The sequence below is a fragment of the Actinoplanes sp. NPDC051411 genome, from assembly GCF_040682075.1.
In the GTDB taxonomy this organism is placed as follows: Bacteria; Actinomycetota; Actinomycetes; order Mycobacteriales; family Micromonosporaceae; genus Actinoplanes.
The window spans coordinates 71,861-95,693 of the sequence record NZ_JBFBAD010000002.1; the positions used below are offsets into that span (position 1 = coordinate 71,861).

Annotated in this window: 21 protein-coding genes and 1 tRNA gene; 14 read left to right on the forward strand and 8 right to left on the reverse strand. The window is 69.1% G+C overall.

The window, feature by feature from the left end; translation table 11 throughout:
* Nucleotides 1-92: 92 nt before the first annotated feature.
* From AB0M88_RS01290 to AB0M88_RS01300, 3 genes are all read left to right on the forward strand, one after another.
* Nucleotides 93-974: a helix-turn-helix transcriptional regulator gene (locus AB0M88_RS01290; RefSeq protein ID WP_364093660.1), complete on the forward strand. Its 882-nt coding sequence runs from the start codon at nt 93-95 to the stop codon at nt 972-974.
* The gene (locus AB0M88_RS01295) at nt 938-1,162 is read left to right on the forward strand and encodes a DUF397 domain-containing protein (RefSeq protein WP_364093662.1); all 225 of its coding nucleotides are present in this window, start codon (nt 938-940) and stop codon (nt 1,160-1,162) included. Before AB0M88_RS01290 ends, AB0M88_RS01295 begins: the two co-directional genes overlap by 37 nt.
* 152 nt (nt 1,163-1,314) lie before the next feature.
* Nucleotides 1,315-1,767, forward strand: coding sequence for a hypothetical protein (locus AB0M88_RS01300; RefSeq protein ID WP_364093665.1), 453 nt, complete (start codon nt 1,315-1,317; stop codon nt 1,765-1,767).
* Nucleotides 1,768-1,771: 4 nt separating this feature from the next.
* On the opposite strand, the gene AB0M88_RS01305 is transcribed toward AB0M88_RS01300, so the two are convergent.
* From AB0M88_RS01305 to AB0M88_RS01315, 3 genes are all read right to left on the reverse strand, one after another.
* Complete coding sequence (locus tag AB0M88_RS01305; protein WP_364093666.1) at nt 1,772-2,365, reverse strand: hypothetical protein; 594 nt, start codon at nt 2,363-2,365, stop codon at nt 1,772-1,774.
* 161 nt (nt 2,366-2,526) lie between these two features.
* Nucleotides 2,527-3,330 (reverse strand): WecB/TagA/CpsF family glycosyltransferase, encoded by an 804-nt coding sequence (locus AB0M88_RS01310; RefSeq protein WP_364093947.1) that lies wholly within the window; start codon nt 3,328-3,330, stop codon nt 2,527-2,529.
* A gap of 445 nt (nt 3,331-3,775) precedes the next feature.
* Nucleotides 3,776-3,858: transfer RNA gene (locus AB0M88_RS01315), tRNA-Leu, on the reverse strand.
* 208 nt (nt 3,859-4,066) lie between these two features.
* Here AB0M88_RS01315 and AB0M88_RS01320 point away from each other — a divergent pair.
* The 7 genes from AB0M88_RS01320 (at nt 4,067) to pknB (ending at nt 12,949) form a co-directional block, all read left to right on the forward strand.
* Nucleotides 4,067-4,846, forward strand: a complete 780-nt coding sequence (locus tag AB0M88_RS01320; RefSeq protein WP_364093669.1) for a DUF3662 and FHA domain-containing protein — start codon at nt 4,067-4,069, stop codon at nt 4,844-4,846.
* Between the two features lie 5 nt (nt 4,847-4,851).
* Nucleotides 4,852-5,337, forward strand: coding sequence for an FHA domain-containing protein (locus tag AB0M88_RS01325; protein ID WP_364093672.1), 486 nt, complete (start codon nt 4,852-4,854; stop codon nt 5,335-5,337).
* A complete protein-coding gene (locus AB0M88_RS01330; RefSeq protein ID WP_364093675.1) occupies nt 5,334-6,710 on the forward strand; it encodes a PP2C family serine/threonine-protein phosphatase in 1,377 nt (458 codons plus the stop codon). Before AB0M88_RS01325 ends, AB0M88_RS01330 begins: the two co-directional genes overlap by 4 nt.
* Nucleotides 6,711-6,791: 81 nt before the next feature.
* A complete protein-coding gene (locus AB0M88_RS01335; RefSeq protein ID WP_364093677.1) occupies nt 6,792-8,249 on the forward strand; it encodes an FtsW/RodA/SpoVE family cell cycle protein in 1,458 nt (485 codons plus the stop codon).
* Nucleotides 8,246-9,745 (forward strand): penicillin-binding protein 2, encoded by a 1,500-nt coding sequence (locus AB0M88_RS01340; RefSeq protein ID WP_364093679.1) that lies wholly within the window; start codon nt 8,246-8,248, stop codon nt 9,743-9,745. The genes AB0M88_RS01335 and AB0M88_RS01340 overlap by 4 nt, the downstream gene beginning before the upstream one ends.
* Nucleotide 9,746: 1 nt before the next feature.
* Nucleotides 9,747-11,108 carry a protein kinase gene (locus tag AB0M88_RS01345; protein WP_364093682.1) on the forward strand — a complete coding sequence of 454 codons (1,362 nt, stop codon included), beginning with the start codon at nt 9,747-9,749 and terminating at the stop codon, nt 11,106-11,108.
* Nucleotides 11,105-12,949 carry a Stk1 family PASTA domain-containing Ser/Thr kinase gene (gene pknB, locus AB0M88_RS01350; RefSeq protein WP_364093685.1) on the forward strand — a complete coding sequence of 615 codons (1,845 nt, stop codon included), beginning with the start codon at nt 11,105-11,107 and terminating at the stop codon, nt 12,947-12,949. Before AB0M88_RS01345 ends, pknB begins: the two co-directional genes overlap by 4 nt.
* A gap of 57 nt (nt 12,950-13,006) precedes the next feature.
* Here pknB and AB0M88_RS01355 read toward each other — a convergent pair whose 3' ends face one another.
* The 4 genes from AB0M88_RS01355 to AB0M88_RS01370 are packed head-to-tail and all read right to left on the reverse strand — an operon-like array spanning nt 13,007 to nt 17,932.
* Entirely contained in the window at nt 13,007-13,657 is a 651-nt protein-coding gene (locus AB0M88_RS01355; protein WP_364093949.1) for an aminodeoxychorismate/anthranilate synthase component II, read from the reverse strand.
* Nucleotides 13,658-13,691: 34 nt separating this feature from the next.
* On the reverse strand, nt 13,692-14,030 hold the full coding sequence (locus AB0M88_RS01360) for a hypothetical protein (RefSeq protein WP_364093688.1): 339 nt from the start codon (nt 14,028-14,030) through the stop codon (nt 13,692-13,694).
* Nucleotides 14,031-14,033: 3 nt separating this feature from the next.
* Nucleotides 14,034-17,123 carry a class E sortase gene (locus tag AB0M88_RS01365; RefSeq protein ID WP_364093689.1) on the reverse strand — a complete coding sequence of 1,030 codons (3,090 nt, stop codon included), beginning with the start codon at nt 17,121-17,123 and terminating at the stop codon, nt 14,034-14,036.
* Nucleotides 17,123-17,932 (reverse strand): DUF881 domain-containing protein, encoded by an 810-nt coding sequence (locus tag AB0M88_RS01370; RefSeq protein ID WP_364093691.1) that lies wholly within the window; start codon nt 17,930-17,932, stop codon nt 17,123-17,125. The genes AB0M88_RS01365 and AB0M88_RS01370 overlap by 1 nt, the downstream gene beginning before the upstream one ends.
* A gap of 180 nt (nt 17,933-18,112) precedes the next feature.
* On the opposite strand from AB0M88_RS01370, the gene AB0M88_RS01375 reads away from it, so the two are divergent.
* Both AB0M88_RS01375 and AB0M88_RS01380 read left to right on the forward strand, forming a co-directional pair.
* The gene (locus AB0M88_RS01375) at nt 18,113-18,376 is read left to right on the forward strand and encodes a cell division protein CrgA (protein WP_364093692.1); all 264 of its coding nucleotides are present in this window, start codon (nt 18,113-18,115) and stop codon (nt 18,374-18,376) included.
* A 152-nt stretch (nt 18,377-18,528) separates the two neighbouring features.
* Nucleotides 18,529-20,649: a (Fe-S)-binding protein gene (locus tag AB0M88_RS01380; RefSeq protein WP_364093693.1), complete on the forward strand. Its 2,121-nt coding sequence runs from the start codon at nt 18,529-18,531 to the stop codon at nt 20,647-20,649.
* A 41-nt stretch (nt 20,650-20,690) separates the two neighbouring features.
* Here the strand turns inward: AB0M88_RS01380 and AB0M88_RS01385 are convergent, their stop codons facing one another.
* Nucleotides 20,691-21,362, reverse strand: a complete 672-nt coding sequence (locus tag AB0M88_RS01385) for a GPP34 family phosphoprotein (RefSeq protein WP_364093695.1) — start codon at nt 21,360-21,362, stop codon at nt 20,691-20,693.
* A gap of 89 nt (nt 21,363-21,451) precedes the next feature.
* On the opposite strand from AB0M88_RS01385, the gene AB0M88_RS01390 reads away from it, so the two are divergent.
* Both AB0M88_RS01390 and AB0M88_RS01395 read left to right on the forward strand, forming a co-directional pair.
* Nucleotides 21,452-22,786 carry a hemolysin family protein gene (locus AB0M88_RS01390; protein WP_364093698.1) on the forward strand — a complete coding sequence of 445 codons (1,335 nt, stop codon included), beginning with the start codon at nt 21,452-21,454 and terminating at the stop codon, nt 22,784-22,786.
* On the forward strand, nt 22,779-23,831 hold the full coding sequence (locus tag AB0M88_RS01395) for a hemolysin family protein (protein ID WP_364093701.1): 1,053 nt from the start codon (nt 22,779-22,781) through the stop codon (nt 23,829-23,831). The genes AB0M88_RS01390 and AB0M88_RS01395 overlap by 8 nt, the downstream gene beginning before the upstream one ends.
* Nucleotides 23,832-23,833: the final 2 nt, after the last annotated feature.

Here is a 23,833-nt window from a genome sequence, read left to right on the forward strand (position 1 = left end):
TGCCGATGCAAGTTGCATGTCAGCCTTCCGTGATTGTTGATGTTCACTCATCTCGCTTGAACGGTTCAATGATCAACAGAGAGACTGTGAGCATGAATACCCCCCGTAGTCCGACCATTCGTCGCCGGCGCCTGGGGTTCGAGTTGCGCCGGCACCGGGAGGCGGCCGGGATCACGATCGACGTGGTGGCCGAGAGGCTGGGCTGCTCGGCGTCCAAAGTGTCCAGAATTGAGACGGGTCACACCGGGGCTGCTCCGCGCGATGTCCGTGACATATTGGACATTTACGGCGTACCGGAATCGGTCAAGGAGGAGCTCGTCCAAATTGCCCGGGAAGCCCGGCAAAAGGGGTGGTGGCATCCTTTTTCGACGGTTCTCAACAGTGCGTATGTCGGGCTCGAGGCGGCCACAAGATCTATTCGGACGTACGAACAGCAGGTAGTTCCCGGTCTGCTGCAGAGCGAAGAGTATGCAATTGCGATGATTCGGGCCGCCCGGTTGGGGGACACCGACTCGGAAATAGAGCAACGGGTGCACGTCCGCATGGCACGACAGTCGTTATTGACTCAGGACGATCCCATCGATCTTCGGGTGGTGCTTGATGAAGCGGTGTTGAGCCGGCCGGTCGGCGGCGACAAGGTCATGCGAGATCAATTAATACGATTGGTCGACGCGGCCCGGCTGCCGAACGTGATAATCCAGATCTTGCCGTTCGCGGCGGGACCGCACGCCGGCATGGACGGCACCTTCGCGATTCTCGAGTTCGAGGAGGACGAGGACGCCGACGTAGTGTTCGCCGAGAACGCCACCGGTGGGCTGTTTCTGGAGAAGGCCGAGGAGCTTCGCAAGTACTACTCCATCTTCGAGACGATCCGGGCAACCGCCCTCCCTCCCGAGGAGTCCATCGAGATGATCGAGATGCTGGTAGAGGAGCCATTGTGGAAGTTGAAGCGAAGGGTTTCCGGATCGATCTGAGCCGGGCGCAGTGGTTCAAGAGCACCCGTAGCGGCCCGAACTCCGACAACTGCGTCGAGGTCGCCTTCGTCGACGAGATCATCGCGGTGCGGGACTCCAAGCGCCCTGACGGCCCGGCGTTGATCTTTACCCAGGCGGAGTGGGACGCCTTCGTCGGCGGTGCCAAGGACGGCGAGTTCGACGTCTGACCGGCTCCGGCCCGGTTGTCACGGCCGGCCCCGCCGCGCGGTGGGCGCCCGGCCGGCCGTAGTCATTTCGCCGCCCTCCTCGTTGAACGCCGTAAGCGCGGCCGTGACCGCGCTCACGAGCGGGGAAATCACCGAACGAGGCAAGGCAGAATATGACGATTGGTTCGGAAAACCTGGGCAACGGCTCCGCCACGGCGCAGGACCGGTTCAGCGGCGGGGTCAGCGCGTACCGGCAGGGGCGCCGGGAGTCCGCGCTGTCCGGGGATAGTGACGGCGAACTGACTTCGCGGTCGAGCAGTTCCTCCGGACTGCCGACCCGCTCGCCCGGCCGCTCGCACAGCATCGAGCCGACCGGTGTGCTCGACCGTGCCCCTTCACTGCCGTCGCTCGACCTGCCGGGGCTGAGCGAGTCGGTCTTCCCGTCGTCGGGCTGGCCGGACTCGACCTCCTCGCAGTCGATGGCCGACCACCCGCTGCTGCGCGGCCTGCTGATGGAGCTGCCGGCGCGGGGGACGCTGCCGCCGTCGGAGTGGCTGGACCGGTGGTTCGAGGCGGCGCGATCCATCTTGGAACTGCTCTATGTGCAGGAAGCACGCAGGAGCTGATCTCTCAACGGGTCCGGACCGGGGTGCGGCGGGTGCTGCGGATCGGGGCCAGGGCGAGCAGGCTCAGTCGGCTGTGGCGGATCGCGGCGCGGATGCCGATGACCAAGACCGCAGCGCCGACGACGGATATGAGAATTCCGGCGACGCTCGCGCCGGGCAGCCGGACGAAGCCGGCCGCGATCGGCAGGCCGACCAGGGCGGCCAGGCCGGTGACCTGCACCGGCGTGGTGATGAGCGGATGGGCGGCGACGGCTCGCAGGGCCGGCGGGGCGGGGGTATGCGGCGCGGCCACGAAGGCGCCCGCCCCCTGGCGCACCCGGGTCAGCCGGCGGACGCTGATGAGCAGTACGAACAGGGCCGGCACGGCCGGGAGCAGGGCCGCCGACGGTGCCGCGGACTGACCGGGCACCAGGGCGGCGACGATCGGGACGGCGACGAAGACGGCCGCGCCGAGCGCGATCACAGTGGACAGCAGAACGGCCCGGCGGCGTAGCTCGAGTGCGGTGCGCGAGGCCGGCAGCGTCTCGACCAGCAGCCCGGCGGCCAGCCAGACGCCGGCCAGGGCGCCGATCAGGGTGAGGTCGACAGCGGTGTTCACATCGACAGCGTTCACCCATGGTGACGAGCGCGAAACCGGGTTATGCCCGGACCAGAACCCGTAGGGGGCCCCGACCAGCACCTATGGACAGGTGTTAGGCCGGCGTTAGCCGAATCGTGATGCCAGGCTCAGGCCAGTCTCAGCTGCCCAGTCTCAGCTGCTCAGACCGCGAACGACTCGACGGGCGTCGTGGCCGGGGCCGGCGGGGTCGCCTTCCACAGCCCGCTCTTCTGCAGGGCGAGCCGGGTCAGGTAGGCCGGGTTGAGCAACACGTAGCGCTTCCAGAGGCGCTTGGGCTCGAGGCCGAGCCGCCACAGCCACTCCAGCGCGTACTTCTGCATCCAGGCGGGCGGGTTTTTCAGCAGGCCGGCGTGGTAGTCGAACGCCGCCCCGACCGCGAGCAGCGGCATGTCGAGCAGCGGGCGCATCGCGTAGGTGAACACTTCCTGGCGCGGGCATCCGAGGCCGACGAAGACGATGCGGGCGCCGGATGCCTTGATCCGCTCGGCGATCTCTTCCGGCTCGCCCGGCTGGGAGGCCCGGAACTTCGACGGCTCGACGCCCGCGATCTTCAGTGCGGGGAACATCTCTTCCAGCGCCGGGATCAGCTTGTCGAGAGTGGGCTGGGTCGACCCGTACAGATAGATGGGCAGGCCCTCGGCCGCCGCCTGCTCGATCACCTTGAGCGTCAGCGTCGGCCCGTAGACCCGGTCGCCGAGGCCGGCGTTGTAGAGCAGGTTGAGCGCGCCGCGGACCGGCTGCCCGTCGGGCGTCACCAGATCGAACGAGTTGAGTCGCGCCCCGTGCGCCCGATCCTGCACACCGGTCATCACCCCGTGCACGGCGAGCGCGGTGACGGCGTATGGCCGCCGCTCCCGGGCCGCGGCCATGACGCGCGCGGTCGCGTCGGCGTAGTCGGTCACATCGACCAGCACGCCCAACACGCTGCGCTTGCCCCGCGCCACCTCAACCACCGACCCACCAGCCACGCCCGACACTCCCAACCGCCCAACAAACCCGATGGGCGGCGCCGAGCATAGCCCGCCCCACCTCATCACCCGAACAGGCGACTAAACAGCCTTCACGACTCCGTGCCCCCCGGCGTACAAGAAACAAGGGTGACAAATGGCACCACCCAAACCCACAGCCTGGGATTAACCAAAGCGTGACCCAACGTGCCAACCCGCCAGAACTGCCCGTTCCGCCAGCCCGCCCGCCAAGATGGTTTAAGCCCAGCAACCGCATGGCCCTGAGCCCAGCTACCAGGGCGGCCTGCTCGAACCGCGCCCACCGCATGGTCTGAGCCCAGCCACCGCACCGCGGGGCGTCCGGGGGCTCGGCCCCCGGAGCAAAATAACGAGGGTGACGAGGTCCGCGCTTTCCGCGGACACTCGCCACCCATCACGCTCGTGGGGATGGGGGGAGTTGAACCCCCACGTCCTTTCGGACACACGGACCTGAACCGTGCGCGTCTGCCATTCCGCCACATCCCCATGTGGCACTTGCTCGTAACTGGCTGCGACAGACTACGCTGTCGCACGTTACTAAGCGAGTCGCTACCCAGGTGACTCAACTACTTACGAGTTGATATCGCCCGTGACGCCAGGGAAGACTAGCACGGCGTCAAGGGGCGTCATACGAGGGTCAGAAGTGCCGGCTGCACTTGAGCTAGGGATGCACAAGCGGCGGCCGGATACCATCATGTCCTCGGAAGCCGAGGAGGAGCCGGTGAGCGTGCTGCAGCGCTTTGAGAAGCGATTGGAAGGCCTGGTTGAAGGGGCCTTCGCCAAGGTGTTCAAGGGTGTTGTGCACCCGGTGGAGATCCTGAATGCCATGCAGCGGGAGGCCGAGGCGCACAAGGCCATCCTTGCCGGTGGCCGCACCCTGGTGCCCAACCGCTATGTGATCGACCTCTCGCCATATGACCACAGTCGTCTGGCGCCTTATGCGGCCGCGCTCGCACAGGAGCTGGCGCAGTCGCAGGCCGAGTTCATCGGTGAGCAGGCGTGGACGGTCTATGGCGACGTCATTGTCGAGATCGAGCGGGGTGAGGGTCTCGACACGGGCATGTTCCGGGTGACGGCTGAGGTCTACACCGGTGGCGAGGTCGCCCCGGTGCAGCAGCCGGCCTATGACGCGGGCCCGCAATATTCGCCCTATGACCAGGGTGGTTACCAGCAGCACGGCGCGCCGAACGGGCGCACCGTGGGCCTGGTTTCGGGCGATGGGCGCAACTATCCGTTGCAGATGGGTTCGACCGTGATCGGCCGGGGTGACCAGGCCAATCTGCGGCTGCCCGACGTCGGGATCTCGCGCCGGCACGCCCGGCTCGACTACGACGGCAACCAGGTCGTGCTGACCGATCTCGGTTCGACGAACGGGACGATGGTCAACGGCCAGCGGGTGTCCGCGGTGGCGCTCAACCCGGGTGACATGATCCAGCTCGGCACCACCACGCTGACCTTCCGAGTGGACGGCTAGGCACCTTGCCCGAATTCGTCCTGACCGTTGCCCGATTCGGATTCCTCATCCTGCTGTGGATCTTCGTGTTCACGGTGGTGGGGGTGATCCGCCGGGATCTCTTTGCCGGAGTCCGGTCCAAGAGCATCGTGGCCAGCCCGCGGGGTGTGGGTGCGCCCGCGATGCAGGGTGCCCCGGCGGCGAAGGCGAAGCGTGGGAAGGCGGCGCGGCAACTCGTGGTGACCGCCGGTCAGTTGGCCGGCACGCGCATCACGTTGGGCGATGTCCCGATCACTATCGGTCGTGCGGAGGATTCGACGCTCGTCATCACCGACGACTTCGCCTCGGCGCGGCACGCCCGGCTCGTGCCGCGCGACGGTAACTGGTTTGTCGAGGACCTCGGCTCGACGAACGGGACGTACCTCAATCGCGGTAAGGTCTCGGGACTTACTCCCGTCCCCCTTGGCGAACCGATCCGGATCGGTCGCACGTCCCTCGAGTTACGGCCATGACCCTGACCCTGCGCTATGCCGCTCAGAGCGACCGCGGACTGATCCGAGACCTGAACCAGGACTCTGTTTACGCCGGGCCGCGACTTCTCGCTGTCGCCGATGGCATGGGCGGCATGGCCGCCGGTGACGTGGCGTCCAACATCGTCATCGCCGCGATGGCTCCTCTCGACGAGGACGTTCCCGGTGACGCGATGGTCGACGCCCTGCGTCACGCCGTCGGCAACGCCAACCAACACCTGCGCGACACCGTCGACGCCAACCCGCAGCTCGAAGGCATGGGCACCACGCTGACCGCGGTGCTCTTCTCGGGCAGCAAGTTCGGGATGGTGCACATCGGCGACAGCCGCGCCTACCTTCTGCGCAAGGGTGAGTTCGCCCAGATCACCAAGGACGACACCTATGTGCAGATGCTGGTCGACGAGGGGCGCGTCAGCCCGGAGGAAGCCAGCAGCCACCCGCAGCGTTCACTGCTCACCCGGGCGCTGGACGGTCGCGACATCGACCCCGAATACTCCGTTCGTCAGGTGCTGGCCGGCGACCGCTACCTGATCTGCAGCGACGGGCTCTCCGGGGTGGTCAGCGCCGAGACCATCGGACAGACGCTGCGGGAGATCGCCGATTCGCAGGCGTGTGTGGAGCGTCTCGTGCAGCTGGCGCTGCGCGGCGGCGGTCCAGACAACATCACCGTGGTGATCGCCGACGCGATCGACAAGGACATCGTCGAGCAGGCCCCGATCGTGGGCGGCGCCGCTTCCCTCGACCGCGGCAACACGACGGTCGCCGACAGCTCCACCTCGGCCGCCCGGGCCGCGGCGCTCAAGGCGCCACGTCCGCCGCTGCCGGAGGAGCCGGCCGACAATCCGCCCGACGAGCCGGGTCCCAAGGGCCACCCGGTTCGCACCACGCTGCTGGTGGTGGCGCTGCTGGCGGTGCTCGGCGGCGGTCTCTGGACGGGCTACCGCTACACGCAAAATCAGTACTACGTGGGCGCGACCGACGCCGGCCAGCTCGCCGTCTTCCGCGGCGTGCCGGGTCAGGTCGCCGGCCTCGACCTGTCCAAGGTCAGCTACACCAGCACGGCTCGCCTCGACGACCTCACCACGGTCGCGCAGGAGCGGGTCAAGCAGGGCATCCACGCCGAAAACCAGTCCGACGCCCAGCATCGCCTGACTGAGTTGACCAACGACGTGCCGACCAACCCCAACCTCAAGCCTCTCTGTAACTCGACCAGCACCGCGCCCACCACGTCCGCGACCGGTGCGCCGTCGACTCTCCCGTCGGCGCCGAACACCGCTGCCAGCAATCCGGGTGCTCAGGCTTCCGATTCCGTCCCGCCGGGCGTCGATCCGGTCGGGTGTCGGACCGCCAACTGAGCTCCGGCCCGACACGTCTGGGGAACCTCTCTCGTGACCGCGCCCGCTGTACCGGCTCCCAACCCCGCTTCCACGGGTGAGATGTCGCGTGTTCCGGGGTTGAAGACGCATCGCAACGCCGAGCTGGGGCTGCTCGCCCTGGCGATGGCGATCGTCGCGATCTACAGCGCGGTGGTGGAGTCCAACCAGTACGACACCATCACCCCTACGTTCTGGCTGCCCGCGGCGTTGCTCGGGGTGCTGTTTCTCGGTCTGCACTTCGTGGTGCGGTTCACCGCGCCGTACGCCGATCCCGTGCTGATCCCGGCGGTCGCCCTGCTCAACGGGCTCGGCATCGCGTTCCTGCGTCGCCTCGACATTGCCAAGGCGATCACCCACAAGCAGCCGCACCCGGGACTCTTCTCGGCGACCAGCGGGCGGCAGCTGATCTGGACGCTGGCCTCGCTGATCCTGGCCGCGATCCTGCTGCTGGTGATCCGCGACCACAAGATCGTCTCTCGGTACGCGTACACCCTGGGCCTGGTCGGCATCGTGCTCGTCATGATCCCGGCGGTCCTGCCCGGCAGCCTGTCCGAGGTCAACGGCGCCAAGCTGTGGATCAAACTGGGCCCGGTCCAGGTGCAGCCGGGTGAGTTCGCCAAGCTGGCGCTTGTTTCCTTCTTCGCCTACTACCTGGTGCGCAAGCGGGAGGTCCTGTCGCTGGCGAGCCGGCGGTTCCTCGGTATCGACTTCCCGCGCGGCCGCGACCTCGGTCCGGTCGTCACGGTGTGGCTGCTCAGCCTCCTGGTCCTCGTCTTCGAGAAGGACCTGGGAACGGCGCTGCTGTATTTCGGCCTGTTCGTGGTCACGCTCTACGTCGCCACCGAGCGGGCCAGCTGGTTGATCATCGGCCTGCTGCTGTTCTTCGGCGGCGTCTACGTGGCCTATCTGCTCGGCGCGTCGATCGGCGGCCCGTTCGCCAACTTCTACGACCGGGCCTCGATTTGGCTGGACCCGTTCAACGAGACGTTCTACAACCGGACCGGCGGCAGCTATCAGCTGGTGCAGGGTCTGCTGGCGCTGGGCACCGGTGGCCTCTTCGGATCGGGCCCGGGTGCCGGTTCACCCGGCCTCGTCCCGGCCGTTCCCACCGACTTCATCTTCGCGGGCATGGGCGAGGAGATCGGTCTCTTCGGCCTGTCGGCGCTGCTCGTCGTCTATCTGCTGATCGTCGAGCGGGGCCTGCGGGCGGCCCTCAACGTGCGGGACTCGTTCGGCAAACTGGTCGGCGGCGGTCTGGCGTTCACGCTGGGCTTGCAGGTCTTCGTCATCCTCGGTGGTATCACCGGACTCATTCCGCTGACCGGCCAGACGACACCATTCCTCTCCGCCGGCGGCTCTTCCCTGATGGCGAACTGGTTGCTGGTCGCCATGCTGTTGCGCATCTCGAACGCGGCACGCGGCCCGGCGGCGAGCAGCGGGGGCAGCGATCGCCTCGGCGGCCCACGAAAGGCACCCATTCAATTGCACGGCGCCCCGACGGAGGTGTTCAAGCCGTGAACGCTCCCCTTCGGCGGGCCGGCGTGGTCATCCTCGTCCTGTTCGGTCTCCTCTTCGCCAACCTGAACTGGATCCAGGCGTACAAGGCCGACGCCTATCGCACCAGTCCGCACAACGGTCGCGTGGTGGTCGCGCAATATTCGCGGCCGCGCGGCGACATCGAGGCCGACGGCGAGTTCCTGGCGCAGAACAAGGTCACCAGCGACACACTGAAGTACCTGCGGGTCTACCCCGACAAGCAGGCCTATGCCCCGGTGCTCGGCTACCGCCCGGTCAACATCGGTGCGACCGGCATCGAGGCGAGCGAGAACGACTTCCTGTCCGGCGAGAGCGACAAGCTCTTCGCGGACCGGATCAAGGACATGTTCACGGGCAACAACACCGGTGGCGGCAACGTGGTGCTCTCTCTGAAGACCCAGGCTCAGCAGGTCGCGTGGAAAGAGCTGACCCACAACGAGAAGGGCGTGGACAAGGGCGCGGCGGTCGCGATCGATCCGCGCACCGGCGCCGTTCAGGCCATGGTGTCGATGCCCAGCTACGACCCCAACCCCCTGGTCAGCCACGATCTCAAGGCGGCCGCCGCGGAATACCAGAAGCTGCTCAAGGACAAGGACCAGCCGCTGCTCAACCGGGCGACCCAGGAGACGCTGCCGCCCGGCTCGACGTTCAAGACGATCATCTCGGCGACCGCCCTGTCCAACGGCTACGACGAGGACACCTCGATCCCGGCCGGCGAGGAATACAAGGAGAGCGGCGCAGTCATCCACAACGACGAGGACGACGTCTGCCCGACCGCGACGACCACCCTCAAGGACGCGCTGACGGTCTCCTGCAACACCGCGTTCGCCCAGCTCGGCGTCAAGCTCGGGGCCGACAAGGTGAAGAGCATGGCCCAGGCGTTCGGCTTCGAGGACAGCAAGCTCACGATCGGCAACCTGCAGGAGAACACCGGCCTGCCGGTGGCGGCCAGCCACACCGGTGCCATCGCCAACCCGGACGGCAGCACCGACAAGGGCGCGCTCGCCCAGTCGTCGATCGGCCAGCGCGACGTGCGGATGACCCCGATGCAGGGCGCCCTGATGGCCGCCACGGTCGCCAACGGCGGCAAGCAGATGCGGCCGTACCTGGTGCAGCAGCTGCTCGGCTCGGACCGGTCGGCGATCTACACGGCCAGCCCGCAGTCGCTGCGGACGCCGATCAGCGGCGATGTGGCGAGCAAGCTGCAGGACATGATGGAGAGCGTCGTCTCCGACGGCACCGGCAAGAAAGCCAAGATCGACGGCTTCAAGGTCGGCGGCAAGACCGGTACGGCGCAGAACGCCGAGGGCGCCGACCCGCACGGCTGGTTCATCGGGTTCGCCTTCAACTCCAAGGGCGAACCGGTCTCGGCGGTCTGCGTCATGCTGGAGAACGTGCCCGGCGGCCATGCCAGCGCCGAGGCGGCCCGGATCGCCGGGCTCATCATGAAGGCCGCGGCCGGTGGGGGAGGGGACTGACATGATCAGCCCTGGGGTGACCCTCGGCGGCCGATACCGTCTCGACGAGCGGATCGCCGGCGGCGGGATGGGTGACGTCTGGCGCGGCACCGACGAGGTGCTGGGCCGGACGGTGGCCGTCAAGATCCTGCTCCCGGCCCTGCTCGACGAGCCGGGCTTCGCCGAACGGTTCCGGGGCGAGGCCCGCACGATGGCCACGATCAACCACCCCGGTGTGGTCGACGTCTACGACTACGGCAGCGACCAGCAGCTCGCCTTCCTGGTGATGGAATACGTAGAGGGCGACGCGCTGTCGCGTACGCTCAGCCGGGTCGGCCGGCTCACCCCGGCCCGCACGATGGCGCTGGTCGCCCAGGCGGCCGACGCGCTTCAGGCCGCCCACGCGAACGGCATCGTGCACCGTGACGTGAAGCCGGGCAACCTGCTCGTCCGTCCGAACGGCACGCTGGTTCTGACCGACTTCGGCATCGCCCGCTCGGCTCTGGTCGGCCAGCTGACCGCGGCCGGGTCGGTGCTCGGCACCGCCTCGTACATCTCGCCCGAGCAGGCGGCCGGCAGCGTCGCCACCGCGGCCTCCGACGTGTACGCGCTGGGTGTCGTCGCCTATCAATGTCTCTCGGGGCACCGGCCGTTCGACGGGGCGACCCCGATCGAGATCGCGATGAAGCACGTCCGCGACACCCCGCGGCCGCTGCCGGCCGACATCCCGCCCAACGTGCGCGCGATCGTCGACCGGGCGCTGGCCAAGGACCCGGCCGCCCGCTGGCCCACGGCCGCCGCGATGGCCAACGTCGCCCGGCAGGCCGCCGCGGCGCTGGCCAACACCACCGCCCAGCCGGTGTCACCCCACCCGGCCAGTCAGCCGGTCCGCGCGGCCGGCCCGGTCAACGGCCATCCGCCGCTCGGCCCGAGCGTGCCCGGATCTCCGCCGGCCGGGAACGGCCATGCGCCCTATCCGCCGATGCCCCGCCCCGTGTCGGGTGCCCGGGGGGCGGCCTCGGTACCCTCGGGACCGCCGGTTCAGCCTCAGGGCTACCGGCCGCCGTCGGCGCCGCCGTTCGGTCAGTATCACCAGCCCGCTCCCGCGGCCCGGCCGGAGGGATCAGGCGGACGCCAGGTGCTGATCGTTCTCGCCGTCGTGCTGGCACTGCTGGTCCTGCTCTGTGCTGGAGTGATCTCGTTCCTTTACAAGCAGGGCAAGGACAAGGGCAACGCGTCGCTCGGTGACACGCGCAGGATTGCGACCGTCGTCCACACGGGCGTCTCCGACGGGGCACCGCCGGGGACGTCGTACCGTCTAAGCAGGCAGACGGGCGCCAAACCCGGTTGGATCCGAGCTAACGAAGGACGACAGACGCTATGACGGCGCAGGCCCGCCTGCTCGGTGGCAGGTATCAGGTCGGCGAGTTGCTCGGCTATGGCGGTATGGCCGAGGTGCACAAGGGGCGTGACCTCCGGCTCGGCCGGGACGTCGCGATCAAGATGCTGCGCACCGACCTGGCCCGCGACGCCACGTTCCAGGAGCGATTCCGTCGTGAGGCGCAGAACTCGGCGGCGCTCAACCACCCGGCCATCGTCGCGGTCTACGACACCGGCGAAGAGATCTCGTCGACCGGCGAGAAGCTGCCGTTCATCGTCATGGAGTTCGTGAACGGCCAGACTCTCAAGGAAGTCCTCGGCCAGGAGGGACGCCTCCAGACCCGTCGTGCGCTCGAGATCATCGCGGACATCTGCGCCGCGCTGGAGTTCAGCCACCGGCACGGGATCATCCACCGGGACATCAAGCCCGGCAACGTGATGATCACCCCGAACGGCCAGGTCAAGGTCATGGACTTCGGCATCGCGCGGGCACTGGCCAGCGGCGCGACGACCATGACGCAGACCAGTGCCGTGATCGGCACGGCTCAATACCTTTCCCCCGAGCAGGCTCGGGGCGAACCGGTCGACGCGCGCTCCGATGTGTACGCCGCCGGCTGTGTGCTCTTCGAACTGCTCGTCGGGCACCCGCCGTTCGTCGGCGACAGCCCGGTCAGCGTGGCCTACCAGCACGTCCGCGAGGAGCCGCGCGCCCCGTCCTCGATCAACCACGACGTCCCGCCGGACGTCGACGCGATCGTGCTGAAGGCCCTCTCCAAGAACCCGATCAACCGCTACCAGAGCGCCCAGGAGATGCGGGCCGACGCACTGCGCGCGGTCGCCGGGCGGCCGGTCCTCGCCACCCCGGTGATGAGCGAGGCCGAGACGATGGCGATGCAGGGCCAGGCCGCGGCGACGCGGCAGTGGCAGCCGCAGGGCGCCACCACGCTGCAGCGCCCGGTTCCGCCGGGTGGCGGCATGCCGCGGCCGCCCGAGCGGCGCTCGTCGTCGTGGGTGATGGCGGCGCTGGCCGGCCTGGGTGTGCTGGTCGTGGTCGTGCTCGGGGTCGCGTTGGCGATGAACAACAGCGACAAGAACAAGCCGACCACCACGACCACCACGACCACCGCCGCGGTGTCGATGCCCAGCCTGAAAGGGCTCTCCGACGAACAGGCGCGGGCCAAGCTCGACGAGCTGAAGCTCACCAAATACACAGCGCTGTCTCCGTCGACCGGCACGGACTGCGACGGCAAGGTCTTCAACCAGAACCCCGCGGCGGGTGAGCAGGTAACGGCCGACAGCCAGATCACCTACCAGCTGTGCCAGCCGCCGGCCCAGGTGACGGTGCCGGAAAACCTGGTCGGGGGCACGCTGGACAACGCCCGGCAGGCGCTGACCGCCAAGGGCCTCGTCACCGAGCCCAAGGAGGTTGACAGCATCAAACAGCCGGGCACCGTGCTCAACGTCGAGAGCGAGGGCAAGCAGGTCGACCCGGGCACCCACATCACCGTGAAGGTCTCCAAGGGCAACCAGGTGCCGATGCCCGACCTGACCGGTAAGTCGCTCGACGTCGCCCAGGGCATCCTCGACAACCTCGGATCCTTCACCGTCGTCACCAGCCAGGCGCCGGGCGACGGCAGCCAGCCCGCGGGCACGGTCATCAAGCAGAACCCGTTGAAGGGCACGCCCATCTCGCCCGCCGACAAGATCACGCTGACGGTGGTCAGCGACGACACGCCGAGCAACGGCCCGAGCTCGGGCACCACGCCGCCGGGCGGCGGTAACGGCGGTGGCAACGGCGGAATCTTCAACGATTCGCTGGGCGGCGCGGTCAGCCGCAAAAACTGACGGAGCTGAGAAACGGCCCGCTCCCGGAGATCCGGGAGCGGGCTTTTCCGTACGCGGTCAGACCGTCGCGAACGCGGAGCGCCGGCGCGTCTCCACCTCGGCGGCCAGGGCGGGCGCCTTCTCCAGCGCCTCGGGCAGGCCGCACGACGCCAGCCAGTTGGCCAGCATGGTGTGGCCGCCCTCGGTCAGCACCGATTCGGGGTGGAACTGCACACCCTCGATCGGGAGCGTGCGGTGGCGCATCGCCATCACCACGCCGGAATCCGTACGCCCGGTCACCTCGATCTCGTCCGGGAGAGTCGACGGGACCACGGCCAGGGAGTGGTAGCGCGTCGCCGTGAACGGGTCGGGCAACCCGGCCAGCACGCCGGCGCCGGTGTGGTGCACCTCGGAAGTCTTGCCGTGGAGCAGCTCGGGCGCGCGCGTCACCGTCGCCCCGAACGCGGCCCCGATCGCCTGATGACCCAGGCACACGCCGAACATGGGGAGTCTCCCGGCGTACGCCTCAATGGTCTCCATCATGATGCCGGCGCGTTCCGGCGTGCCCGGCCCCGGCGAAAGCAGAAGCCCGTCGGCGCCGAAGGAGCCGACGGCGTCGACCGAGATCTCGTCGTTGCGTCGCACCACGCACTCGGCGCCGAGCTGGCCGAGATATTGCACGAGGTTGAAGACGAACGAGTCGTAGTTGTCGAGAACCAGGATGCGCATCGGATCAGTCACCGGGCTTTCGGTCGCCGGGCTCTCAGTCACCGGGCAGAACGACGGAGGACGAGGTCTTGTGGCTGGTCGGCGTCTTGGTCGACGTCGGGTCGGGCTCGTTCGACACCGTGCTGTATGGAATCTCGTTCGAACCGGCATCCGGGCCGTCGTCGGCGTTCGAGTCGACCACGTTGGGGTCTTCCTGGGCCGGGCCCTGCTGGGTGTCGGCGCCGACCTGCACGTCGTCGAACGGGAGCAGCGGCGTGGCCCAGGGGAAGATGACGTACCAGAGCAGGGCCACGGTCACGCCGCCGAGCGCGAACGAGCTGGTCAGCTTCCCCCAGAAACCGAACGGGAGCTTTCGCCAGATCCACCTGTACATCGCCTAGTACTTCGCCTTCATCTCGGCCGGCATTCCGGCGTCCGGCTTGGTCGAGTCGCGCTTGACCTGGGACGCCAGCTGGGCGTGGACGATGAGCCGCTGGTAGTTGTTGCCCTTCGGGTTACAGGTCGTCAGCGTGAGGACCGCCTTAGTCGGCTTGACGCCCGGCTGATCCGGCACCGGCTCGACCACCTGGACGGCGCTCGGGCTGACGATCTCCTGGTTGTAGACCTTGTAGATGAACCAGCTGTCCCGGGTCTCCACGGCGATCACGTCGCCGTTCTTGAGCTCGTTGATCCGCCAGAAGATCTTCGGGATCCGGTGGCCGGCGACCGAGAAGTTACCGATCTGTCCGGGCATCGCCGTGTCGGGGTAGTGGCCCGGGGCGTACTTGATGTTGTCCGGCAGCACGCCGTTGACAACCACCCACTCCTTGGCGAACTTCGGGATGTAGAGCCGGCCGACCAGGCTGTCACCGGGCGCGGCCGGCCCCGCCTTGGTCGGGCCCACCGTCGGGTCGGCCCAGTCCTGATCGAGCTTGCTGTTGAGACTGTCCTGCTCGCTCTGCACCTTGGCGCCGTTGCCGTAGATCTCGTAGCCCGCGAACAACAACACGATCAACCCGAAGGTGATCATCAGCTCGCCGGAGACCCGGATGCCTCCGCGGATGCGGGATCCCAGAGTCGGGCGGGTCAGCTTCGAATAAACACTCTCGTAGCCGTCCTCGGTCTGCTCGGGGCGAAGCTTGACGACCTTCTCGCCGCGCTTGGGCTCGCCGTCCTCGGCCGGGACCTCGTCCTCGTCCGGGTTGCCCGGACGCACCTCGGTGACCGGGACGGCGCCGAGAACGGCATCCGGATCGGCGGCGGCCTTGGCGGCCTCCGCCGCCGCGCCCGGAACACCCACCTTCCTGGTCGGTTTCCGCAGCGAGGGAAGCAGGCCGGTCGGGGCGTCAGCGGTACGGATGATCGCCGTCTCGCTGGGATCCTGCCGCCCGTCGGCAAACCCCAGGCCGCCCGAGGGCTGCTCGATGAAGTTGGTCTCCGGGCGATCCCAGAGTCCACGGGCCTTGGCCCCGTTGACCTGCGTCTTGCTGACGTCGGGGGCCGGCAGTTGGCGAGTGGCGGCGGGGTCCTCGGAGCCCGGGCCGGGGGCGCCGCCCGGCCCACCCGGGACCGCGGAGCCTCGGCCCGGCACGGTCGACGACGGGTTACGCAGGCCCGGAGCGCCGTTGGGCCCACCGGCCGTCCGCGAGCCGAACGTGCCTGGTGAGGTCGGAGTCGCCGTAGACGGGTTGGGCTGGAAGCCACCCTCGGAGCTGCGCCGGGACGGACCGAGACCGTCCGGTGCCGTACCGGCGGGCCGGGAGGCGGTGCCGAGGCCGCTGCTCGCGGCCGCGACCGGGCTCCCGTAGGGCGAACCGCCGGTTCGGGCCGGTTCGGGCTGTCCGTGGCCGTTGGAGCCGTTTGCGGGGTATGCGCCGTTGGCCAGGGCGTTCAGTTCGGGGGCCGAGTGTCCGTTCGCGGACCCCTGGCTAGGGGCAGCCGCCTGCCCGCCAACCAACCCGTAGGCGGGCTGACCGGCCGTGGCGCCCTGGGCCGGTGCGCCGCCGGGCTGACCGTTCGAGTGCCCGTAACCCGGCTCACCCGCCTGGCCGGCTCCGTAGCCTGGCGCGGCGACCTGGCCGTAGCCTTGCGCGCCTTCCTGGCCGTTCACCGAGCCGTAGCCCTGCGGCGCGGAGCGGCCGTTGGTCGAACCCGAGCCTGCCTGGGCGAATGCGAGTTGGTTGGCCGGAACCGAGACCGCCTGGGGGCCCGCGGACCGACTGGCCGCGGCGCCGACGGGGGCCGGGAGCTGCTGGGTCTCCGCCGGCGACTGGAGCTGCGGGGTCGGGGAGACCGGCGCGGTCGTGTGCGTGACCTGCGGCCGGGCGGGCGGCGCCAGGCCGGGTCGCGCGGACTGCGATGCTGCGGCTTGAGCCTGTGCGGACATCGGCTGGGCCTGAGCCGACAGCGGCTGGCCGGGCATCGGCTGGCCGGACGTCGGCTGGGCCTGCGTCGACATCGGCTGGCCAGATGTCTGCTGGGCCTGCGGGAACATCGGCTGGCCGAGCATTGGCTGCGCAGACGTCGGCTGGGCCTGAGCCGACAGCGGCTGGCCGGGCATCGGCTGGGCCTGAGCCGACAGCGACTGGCCGGGCATTGGCTGAGCGGGCATTGGCTGCGCAGCCGTCGGCCGGCCCTGCGCCTGCGGGGACACCGGCTGGGCGGGCATCGATGCGGACTGCCCAGACATGGGCTGGGCGTGCCCCGCGGCAGGCGCGGGCTGGCTCTGTGCGGGTTGGGCCTGCGCAAACTGGCTCTGCCCGGGCTGGACCTGCAAACGCGTGGGCGGCTGGCCCTGCGGGTGCTGAAGCTGAGCCTGTGACTGCGGCACCTGCGGCTGCAGGCGACCGGCCGGCTGGATCTGGGCCGGCTGGATCTGCGCTGGCGGGATCTGGGCCGGCTGGATCTGGGGTTGCTGCTGTGTCTGCGGGCGCGTGGCCTGTGCCGGGCCGGCCTGCGCCAGGGCAGCCTGTGCCGGAGCGGGCTGGGCCTGGGCTTGCTGCTGGGCCTGGGCGGCCTGGGCCTGGGCAGCCAGCTGGGCTGCGTGGCCGGCGGCGAAGAAGTCGAACTCGCCCGGGGGGAGTTCGGTCGGCGGCCCGGCTTGGCGGGAACGGGCGGCGGCCGCGGCTGCACTGACCTCGTCGGCCGTCTTTTCGCCGGCGGCCGACGCGGGGCCGGATGGGGCCGCCGGCTGGGGGAGGGCGCGGGCGGCCGCGACACGCCGGCGGATCTCCTCGTCGGCTTCCAGGATTGCGGTGTCGGCTGCCGGCGGGGCGGCGTCGGCCGGGCCCTGGGGGGCCGCCGCGGCGGTTGGGGAGTGCTCACCGCGTACGGCGGGAGGCTGCTCCGCTGCGGAGCCGAGGCCGATCGGGGGTGCGAGTGGTCCGCCGGGCACGCCGTCGGGTGAGGCGTCGGTGATGCGAGGGATGTACGCAGTGTTGGCTTCGCCGTCGGGGGCGCGGTGGCGGCCCGAGTTGTTGTCCGCCATCACTGCGCAACCTGCGCGGATCGCAGGTCGCTCGATCCGTCGTACGCCCGCACTGTCACGTTCCTCTCGACGGTTTCCGTATAACCGAGGCCGAAGTCGGCGACCGCATCGCGGAACTGTCGGACTCCCTCCGCGGACTCCAACGCGCTATGCATCGCTGTGGGTTCGCCAATCGCGGTGATCTTGAACGGTGGCGAGAAGACCTGGCCATGAAGCAGCAGCGTGTTGCCGACACAGCGTACCGCGCTCGTGGAGATCACGCGGATATCCATGATCGACATTGCCTCGGCGCCGCCGGCCCACATCGCGTTAACCACGGCCTGCACATCGCCCTGGTGAACCACCAGGTCGTCGTTGTCGGGCCCATTGGGATCGGACTCACTCGCCCGGCGGGGTGAATCGTTGAGCGTGACCGTCAGTCCGGGGCCGTGCAGCGCGGTGAAGCCGGCCGCCTGCCGCATCGAGTCGGCCTGCTCGCGGGCCTGCTTGACCGGCTGGTCGACCTGGGCGAGGTGGGCCGTGTCCTGCTCGACCTGCGCGTTGAGCTGGTCGGCCGTCTGCTGCCGGGCGGCGACGCGGGTGCGCTCGTCGGCGATCAGCTGGGCCAGCTGGGGGCGGCGGTCGTCGCGCAGCGCGGTGCCGTCGGCGGTGCGGGCCGAGGTGGTGAAGAGGAGCCCGGCGGCCAAGGCGATCAGCGGCACGCCGACCGACCATCCGCGGGTGCGCTGACCTCGCCGGCGTGGCCGCAGTCCGCCCAGTGCGCGGCGCAGGACAACCCGCCACGAAGCTGCGCCGCTGGTGTACTCCACGCTGCGTTTCCTCCTCGGATGGGCCGCGCCGGACATTTTCCTCGCCCGGCGGGTGCCTGTCTGAGCGTTGCCTTGACTACGCTAGCTGTCGAACAGTATTCGCCACGGGCAGCAAACGGGTCTCACCCGAGCCGCTCAGCGGTGGGTTGTTCACCACTTGTTGCCCTTCAGGAGACCACCGTGCCGAAGTCCCAGGTTCGTAAGAAGAAGGTCTACACCCCGCCGACGGATATCCGTCCGGCGGCGACTGCGGCTTCCCGCAAGCCGAGTCCGGTGTGGTTGCCGGTCACCGCGGTTGCGCTGATCGTGGTCGGCATTGCTTGGCTGGTCGTTTATTACCTCTCCAGTCAGGAATACCCGGTGGCGGCCTGGTCGTACTGGAACCTGGCGGTCGGCTTCGGCTGCATGGTGGCCTCGCTCGGCATCCTGTCGCGCTGGCGTTAGGCATTCCGCCCGCCTCCGGTGGGTAAAATGATCAACGTCTGAACAGCGCGCACCCCGGGCTCCGGTGTGGGGTGCGCGCGCTCTTGACCGGCGCCTCGTGGCCGTCTATTACTCATGGGTAACATGGTGGCCGATCGAGGAGGTTCAGACGCATGGGCGCCGCGCAGATCGTTGCCACCGTCCTGACGGGTGTTGTCACCGTCACCGCGATCGTGCTCGCCGTGCGGGCCGTCCTGACCATCACTTCGGTGATCCGCCGGGGCCAGCCCGACCCGGCGCGCTTCTCCGATCCTCAAAAACGCACCACGACCATGCTCCGGGAGACCGTCGGTCACACCCGGATGCTCAAGTGGAGCGCGATCGGCGCCGCCCACTGGTTCGTGATGGTCTCGTTCATCCTGCTGTTCCTGCTGGTGCTCGAGGCCTACTTCGAGGTCGTCAACCCGGAGAACAGCCTGCCGCTGATCGGCGGCTGGATCGTGTACGGGTTCGTCACCGAGTGGATCGGCATCCTCGGCCTGCTCGGCATCGTCTACCTGATCGTGCGGCGTCAGCGGGACCGGCGGGCCAAGGTGAGCCGCTTCCGGGGCTCGACGATGTGGCAGGGCTACTTCGTCGAGGCCGTGATCATCGGCGTGCTGATCTGCGGTTTCCTCATCCGCGGGTTCAAGGTCGCCAACGACACCTTCGAGTTCCCGACCTGGGCGACTCCGCTGTCGCACGCGGTCGGCTCCGCGTTGCCGGCGGCCCATGACGGTCCGACCTGGGTCGCGCTGGTCAAGTTGCTGATCTCGATGGGCTGGCTGATCACGATCGGCCTCAACCCGACGATGGGCGTGGCCTGGCACCGCTTCCTGGCGTTCTTCAACATCTACTTCAAGCGCAGCCCGGACAAGCCGGCCGGCAGCGGCCTGGGCGCGCTGCGGCCGATGATGAGCCAGGGCAAGCCGCTCGACTTCGAAGAGGCCGACCCGGAGAAGGACCAGTTCGGCGTCGCCCAGGTCGAGCAGTTCACCTGGAAGGGTCTGCTCGACTTCACGACCTGCACCGAGTGCGGCCGCTGCCAGTCGCAGTGCCCGGCCTGGAACACGGCCAAGCCGCTCTCGCCCAAGCTTCTCGTGCTGTCGCTGCGCGACCACGCGTACGCGAAAGCGCCGTATCTCCTGGCCGGCGGCGGCAAAGATCTGACCGGCGAGGAGAAGGCCACCGAGGCCCAGCTCGCGCACATGGACGTCCTCGCGCTGGCCGAGGGCAACCGCCCGCTGATCGGCACCGCCGAGGAGCAGGGCGTGATCGACCCGGACGTGCTGTGGTCGTGCACGACGTGTGGCGCCTGCGTCGAGCAGTGCCCGGTCGACATCGAGCACGTCGACCACATCGTCGACATGCGCCGCTACCAGGTGCTGATCGAGTCGAGCTTCCCGTCCGAGGCCGGCGTCATGCTGCGTAACCTGGAAAACAAGGGCAACCCGTGGGGCGCGCCGCAGAACACGCGGGAAGACTGGACCAAGGGCCTCGACTTCGAGATCAAGCGGGCCGGCGAGACCGAGGACTTCGAATATCTGTTCTGGGTCGGCTGCGCGGGCGCGTTCGAGGACCGCGCCAAGAAGACGACCCGGGCGGTGGCCACGCTGCTGCACGAGGCGGGCGTCGACTTCGCGATCCTGGGCGAGGGCGAGACCTGCACCGGCGACCCGGCGCGGCGCATCGGCAACGAGTTCGTCTTCCAGATGCTGGCCCAGCAGAACGTCGAGACCCTGCAGGAGGCGAAGGTCAAGAAGATCGTCGCGAGCTGCCCGCACTGCTTCAACACACTCGGCAACGAATACGAACAGCTGGGGCTCAAGGTCGAGGTCGTGCACCACACGCAGCTGCTGGCCCACCTGGTGGCGACCGGCAAGCTGACCCCGGTCCAGCCGATCGACGGCGGCGTCACCTACCACGACCCCTGCTACCTCGGCCGCCACAACCGGGTGTTCGACGCTCCCCGCGAGGTGCTCGGCGAGATAACAGAGATGCCCCGCAACCGGGAACGCTCCTTCTGCTGCGGCGCCGGCGGCGCCCGCATGTGGATGGAGGAGAAGATCGGCAAGCGGATCAACATCGAGCGCACCGAGGAGGCCCTGTCCACCGGCGCCAAGACGGTCGCGGTCGGGTGCCCGTTCTGCTTCACGATGCTCGGCGACGGCGTGACGGCGAAGGGCGAGCAGGAGAACGTCGAGGTCGTCGACGTCGCCACGGTGCTGCTCAGGTCGCTCAAGCAGGACGCCTAGGAGCTGGACCCCTACGAGCTGGACCCCTACGCGCTGGACCTCTACGAGCTGGCGCCGGCTCCGGTGGTCGTCGCCGCGACGATCGCGATCAGGATCGCGGACTGAATCTCCTCGATCGTGGCCCGCACCGCCTTGGCCGCCCACTCGCCCTGGCTGATCTCCTGGAGCCGCGCCTTGACCCGCTTGCGGTCGAGATCGGCGAAGACCTTGCGATCAAGCTCGGTTGCCGCGACGAGCGCGCACAGCGCGGCCGTACGCGGTTCGACCGTCCCGTCCCCGAGGACCGCGACCCGCATCCGCTGCCGGGCGTCGGTCTCGACCGCCGGCTCGGTGCCCTGGGCCGCGGGGTAGCGGGTGCGCGGGAAGACCCCGAGCACCCGGTCCTTCTCCATCGTCAGCACGCGGTCGGCGACCAGCTTCTCGAGCACGCGGGGCCTGGTGTCCTGGGCGAACTTCGATACCCAATAGCCTGGTTTGCGAGGCTTGTCGTCCGAGGCGCGGCCGATCCGCTCGAGAGCCTGGTCGACCAGGGGCTCACCGGTCGGTGCCGCGTTCAGAACGACCACCCGCTTGTCGACCACGTCGATCCGCGAGGCCATCGCCAGGTCGAGCAGCACGGCGCCGCCGAGACCGTTGTCCAGGTGCATGCCGTCGGTCAGCGGGGTGCCGTCGTCGGCGTACGCGAGAAGCAGGAACTCTTCGGCAAGGCTCATGGACACGACGGTATCGGGTCGGTTGCCCGACCCGTGTTCACTCGTGTCCATGCGCGGTCCGGCAGAATAAGGGCCGAGGTGAACCGATCATGGGCGGCATAGTGTTGACCGCGGTGCTCCCGTTGGCGGCGTTCGTGCTGCTCACGGTGGGCAACGCGTTCTTCGTAGCGGCCGAGTTCGGTCTGGTGACGGTCGACCGATCGGAGATCGACATCCGGGCCAAAGCGGGCGACCGCCGGGCCCGCCGGGTCAACCACGCCCTGCACGAGCTCTCGTTCCAGCTCTCCGGCACTCAACTCGGCATCACGCTGATGACCCTGCTCACCGGCTATCTGGCCGAGCCCGCCCTCTCCAAACTCTTCGACCCGCTCGCCCGGCCGATCGCCGGCGACGCGACCGACGGCATCACGCACGCGCTCGCGCTGATCGCGGCGACGCTGTTCTCGATGCTCTTCGGCGAGCTGGTGCCGAAAAACGCGGCCCTGGCCCGGCCGATGCGGGTCGCGCTGGCCACCGCGGCCGGCCTGCGTACGTTCGCGCGCACCTTCCGCTGGCTGATCGGCGTGCTCAACGGCACGGCCAACTGGCTGGTCCGCCGCATCGGGGTCGAGCCGCAGGAGGAGCTGGCCAGCGCCCGCTCGCCGGAGGAGCTCGGCCTGCTGGCCGCGATCAGCGCCCGGGCCGGCGCGCTGCCGACCGAGACCGCGACCCTGCTGCGCCGCACGATCCGCTTCGGCGAGAAACGCGCCGCCAAGGCGATGACCCCGCGGGTCGACGTGGTCGGCCTGAAGAACGCGGCCAGCGTGGCCGACCTGATCGCGGTGGCCCGCGAATCCGGGCACACCCGCTTCCCGGTCTACGAAAACACGATCGATCTGGTCACCGGCGTGGCCGGGGTGCCGGATGCCCTCGGCATCCCACCCCAGCGCCGGGCCGGCACGCCGGTCTCGGCGATCGCCAAAGAGCCGGTGTACGTGCCGGAGAGTCTCAGCCTCGACAAGGTGCTGGCCGCGCTGCGGGCCGCCGACGCCGACCTGGCGATCGTCGTCGACGAGTACGGCGGCACCGACGGCGTGGTCACGGTCGAGGACCTGATCGAGGAGCTGGTCGGCGAGATCACCGACGAGTACGACATGGATGACGACGAGATCGGCACGACCGAGCTGACCGCGCCCGGCGGCGAGAAGACCTACCTGGTCGACGGCCTGCTGCGGGAGGACGAGCTGGCCGAGCAGACCGGCTTCGCGCTCCCCGAGGGGCCGTACGAGACGCTGGCCGGCTTCCTCCTGTCGCGGCTCGGCCACATCCCGGTGGTCGGCGAGTCTCTGGCGGTCAACGGTTGGGAGTTCACCGTGATGGAGGTCGACCGCCACCGCATCGAACAGGTGCGCATGGTCGCGCCCCCGGAGCCGGCCGATGACTAAGGTCCTGGTCACGATCCTGCTGCTGATCGGCAACGGGCTCTTCGTGGGTGGCGAGTTCGCGCTGATCGCGTCGCGGCGGACGGCGATCGAGCCGCTCGCCGCCGCCTCGAAGCGGGCCCGCTGGGCGCTGTCGGCCATGAACCAGATCCCGCTGGTGATCGCCGGCTCCCAGCTGGGCGTCACGGTCTGCTCGCTCGGCCTGGGCGCGCTCGCCGAGCCCTCGCTGGCCCACGTGCTGGAGCATCCGTTCCACGCCGCCCACCTGCCGGAAGACGCGGTGCACCCGGTCGGCTTCGTGCTCGCCCTGGTGATCGTGGTCTTCCTGCACACCGTGCTCGGCGAGATGGTGCCGAAGAACATCACGCTGGCCGGGCCGGAGCGGTCCGCGCTCTATCTGGGCCCGTTCATGCTGGCCTTCTGCACCGCGACCAAGCCGCTGCTCAACGCGATGCGCTGGGCCTCGCGGACGATCCTGCGCATCTGGCAGATCGAGCCGACCGACGCGGTGAAGACCGTCTTCACGGCCGAGGAACTGGCCGGCATGGTGACCCAGGCCCGCAGCGAGGGCCTGCTCGGCACCGAGCAGTACGCGCGGATCCACGCCGCGCTCGACCTCAACGACCGTACGGCAGCCGACACGCTGCGGCCCTGGTCAAGTGTCACCACGGTGGCCGACGACGTCTCGCCGGCGACGATCGAGGCGCTGTCGACCCGCAGTGGGCGGTCCCGCTTCCCGGTGGTGCAGCGCGAGACCCGCCGGGTGCTGGGCTTCGTGCACGTCAAGGACATCCTCGGCTACTCGTCGGCCCAGCGCAGCCTGCCGATTCCGGCCGAGCTGATCCGGCCGCTGGCGGTGATGGCGCCCGACCGTTCGCTGGCCGACCTGCTGCTCGCGATGCGCCGCGACCGGCTGCACATCGTGCTGGTCAGCGACGGGCGCCGCCCGCTCGGAGTGATCACCCTCGACGACGTGATCCACGCCGTGGTCGGCGAGCCCGCGCACGTGGCCGCACCCGTGCGGTCAGCGCCGGCGTCCGGCCGCTGAAG

Coding starts and splice junctions, on each gene's coding strand:
- AB0M88_RS01290 (WP_364093660.1), top strand. CDS start 93: ATGAATACCCCCCGTAGTCCGACCATTCGTCGCCGGCGCCTGGGGTTC.
- AB0M88_RS01300 (WP_364093665.1), top strand. CDS start 1,315: ATGACGATTGGTTCGGAAAACCTGGGCAACGGCTCCGCCACGGCGCAG.
- AB0M88_RS01320 (WP_364093669.1), top strand. CDS start 4,067: ATGTCCTCGGAAGCCGAGGAGGAGCCGGTGAGCGTGCTGCAGCGCTTT.
- AB0M88_RS01330 (WP_364093675.1), top strand. CDS start 5,334: ATGACCCTGACCCTGCGCTATGCCGCTCAGAGCGACCGCGGACTGATC.
- AB0M88_RS01335 (WP_364093677.1), top strand. CDS start 6,792: ATGTCGCGTGTTCCGGGGTTGAAGACGCATCGCAACGCCGAGCTGGGG.
- AB0M88_RS01345 (WP_364093682.1), top strand. CDS start 9,747: ATGATCAGCCCTGGGGTGACCCTCGGCGGCCGATACCGTCTCGACGAG.
- pknB (WP_364093685.1), top strand. CDS start 11,105: ATGACGGCGCAGGCCCGCCTGCTCGGTGGCAGGTATCAGGTCGGCGAG.
- AB0M88_RS01355 (WP_364093949.1), bottom strand. CDS start 13,657: ATGCGCATCCTGGTTCTCGACAACTACGACTCGTTCGTCTTCAACCTC.
- AB0M88_RS01360 (WP_364093688.1), bottom strand. CDS start 14,030: ATGTACAGGTGGATCTGGCGAAAGCTCCCGTTCGGTTTCTGGGGGAAG.
- AB0M88_RS01365 (WP_364093689.1), bottom strand. CDS start 17,123: ATGGCGGACAACAACTCGGGCCGCCACCGCGCCCCCGACGGCGAAGCC.
- AB0M88_RS01380 (WP_364093693.1), top strand. CDS start 18,529: ATGGGCGCCGCGCAGATCGTTGCCACCGTCCTGACGGGTGTTGTCACC.
- AB0M88_RS01385 (WP_364093695.1), bottom strand. CDS start 21,362: ATGAGCCTTGCCGAAGAGTTCCTGCTTCTCGCGTACGCCGACGACGGC.
- AB0M88_RS01390 (WP_364093698.1), top strand. CDS start 21,452: ATGGGCGGCATAGTGTTGACCGCGGTGCTCCCGTTGGCGGCGTTCGTG.
- AB0M88_RS01395 (WP_364093701.1), top strand. CDS start 22,779: ATGACTAAGGTCCTGGTCACGATCCTGCTGCTGATCGGCAACGGGCTC.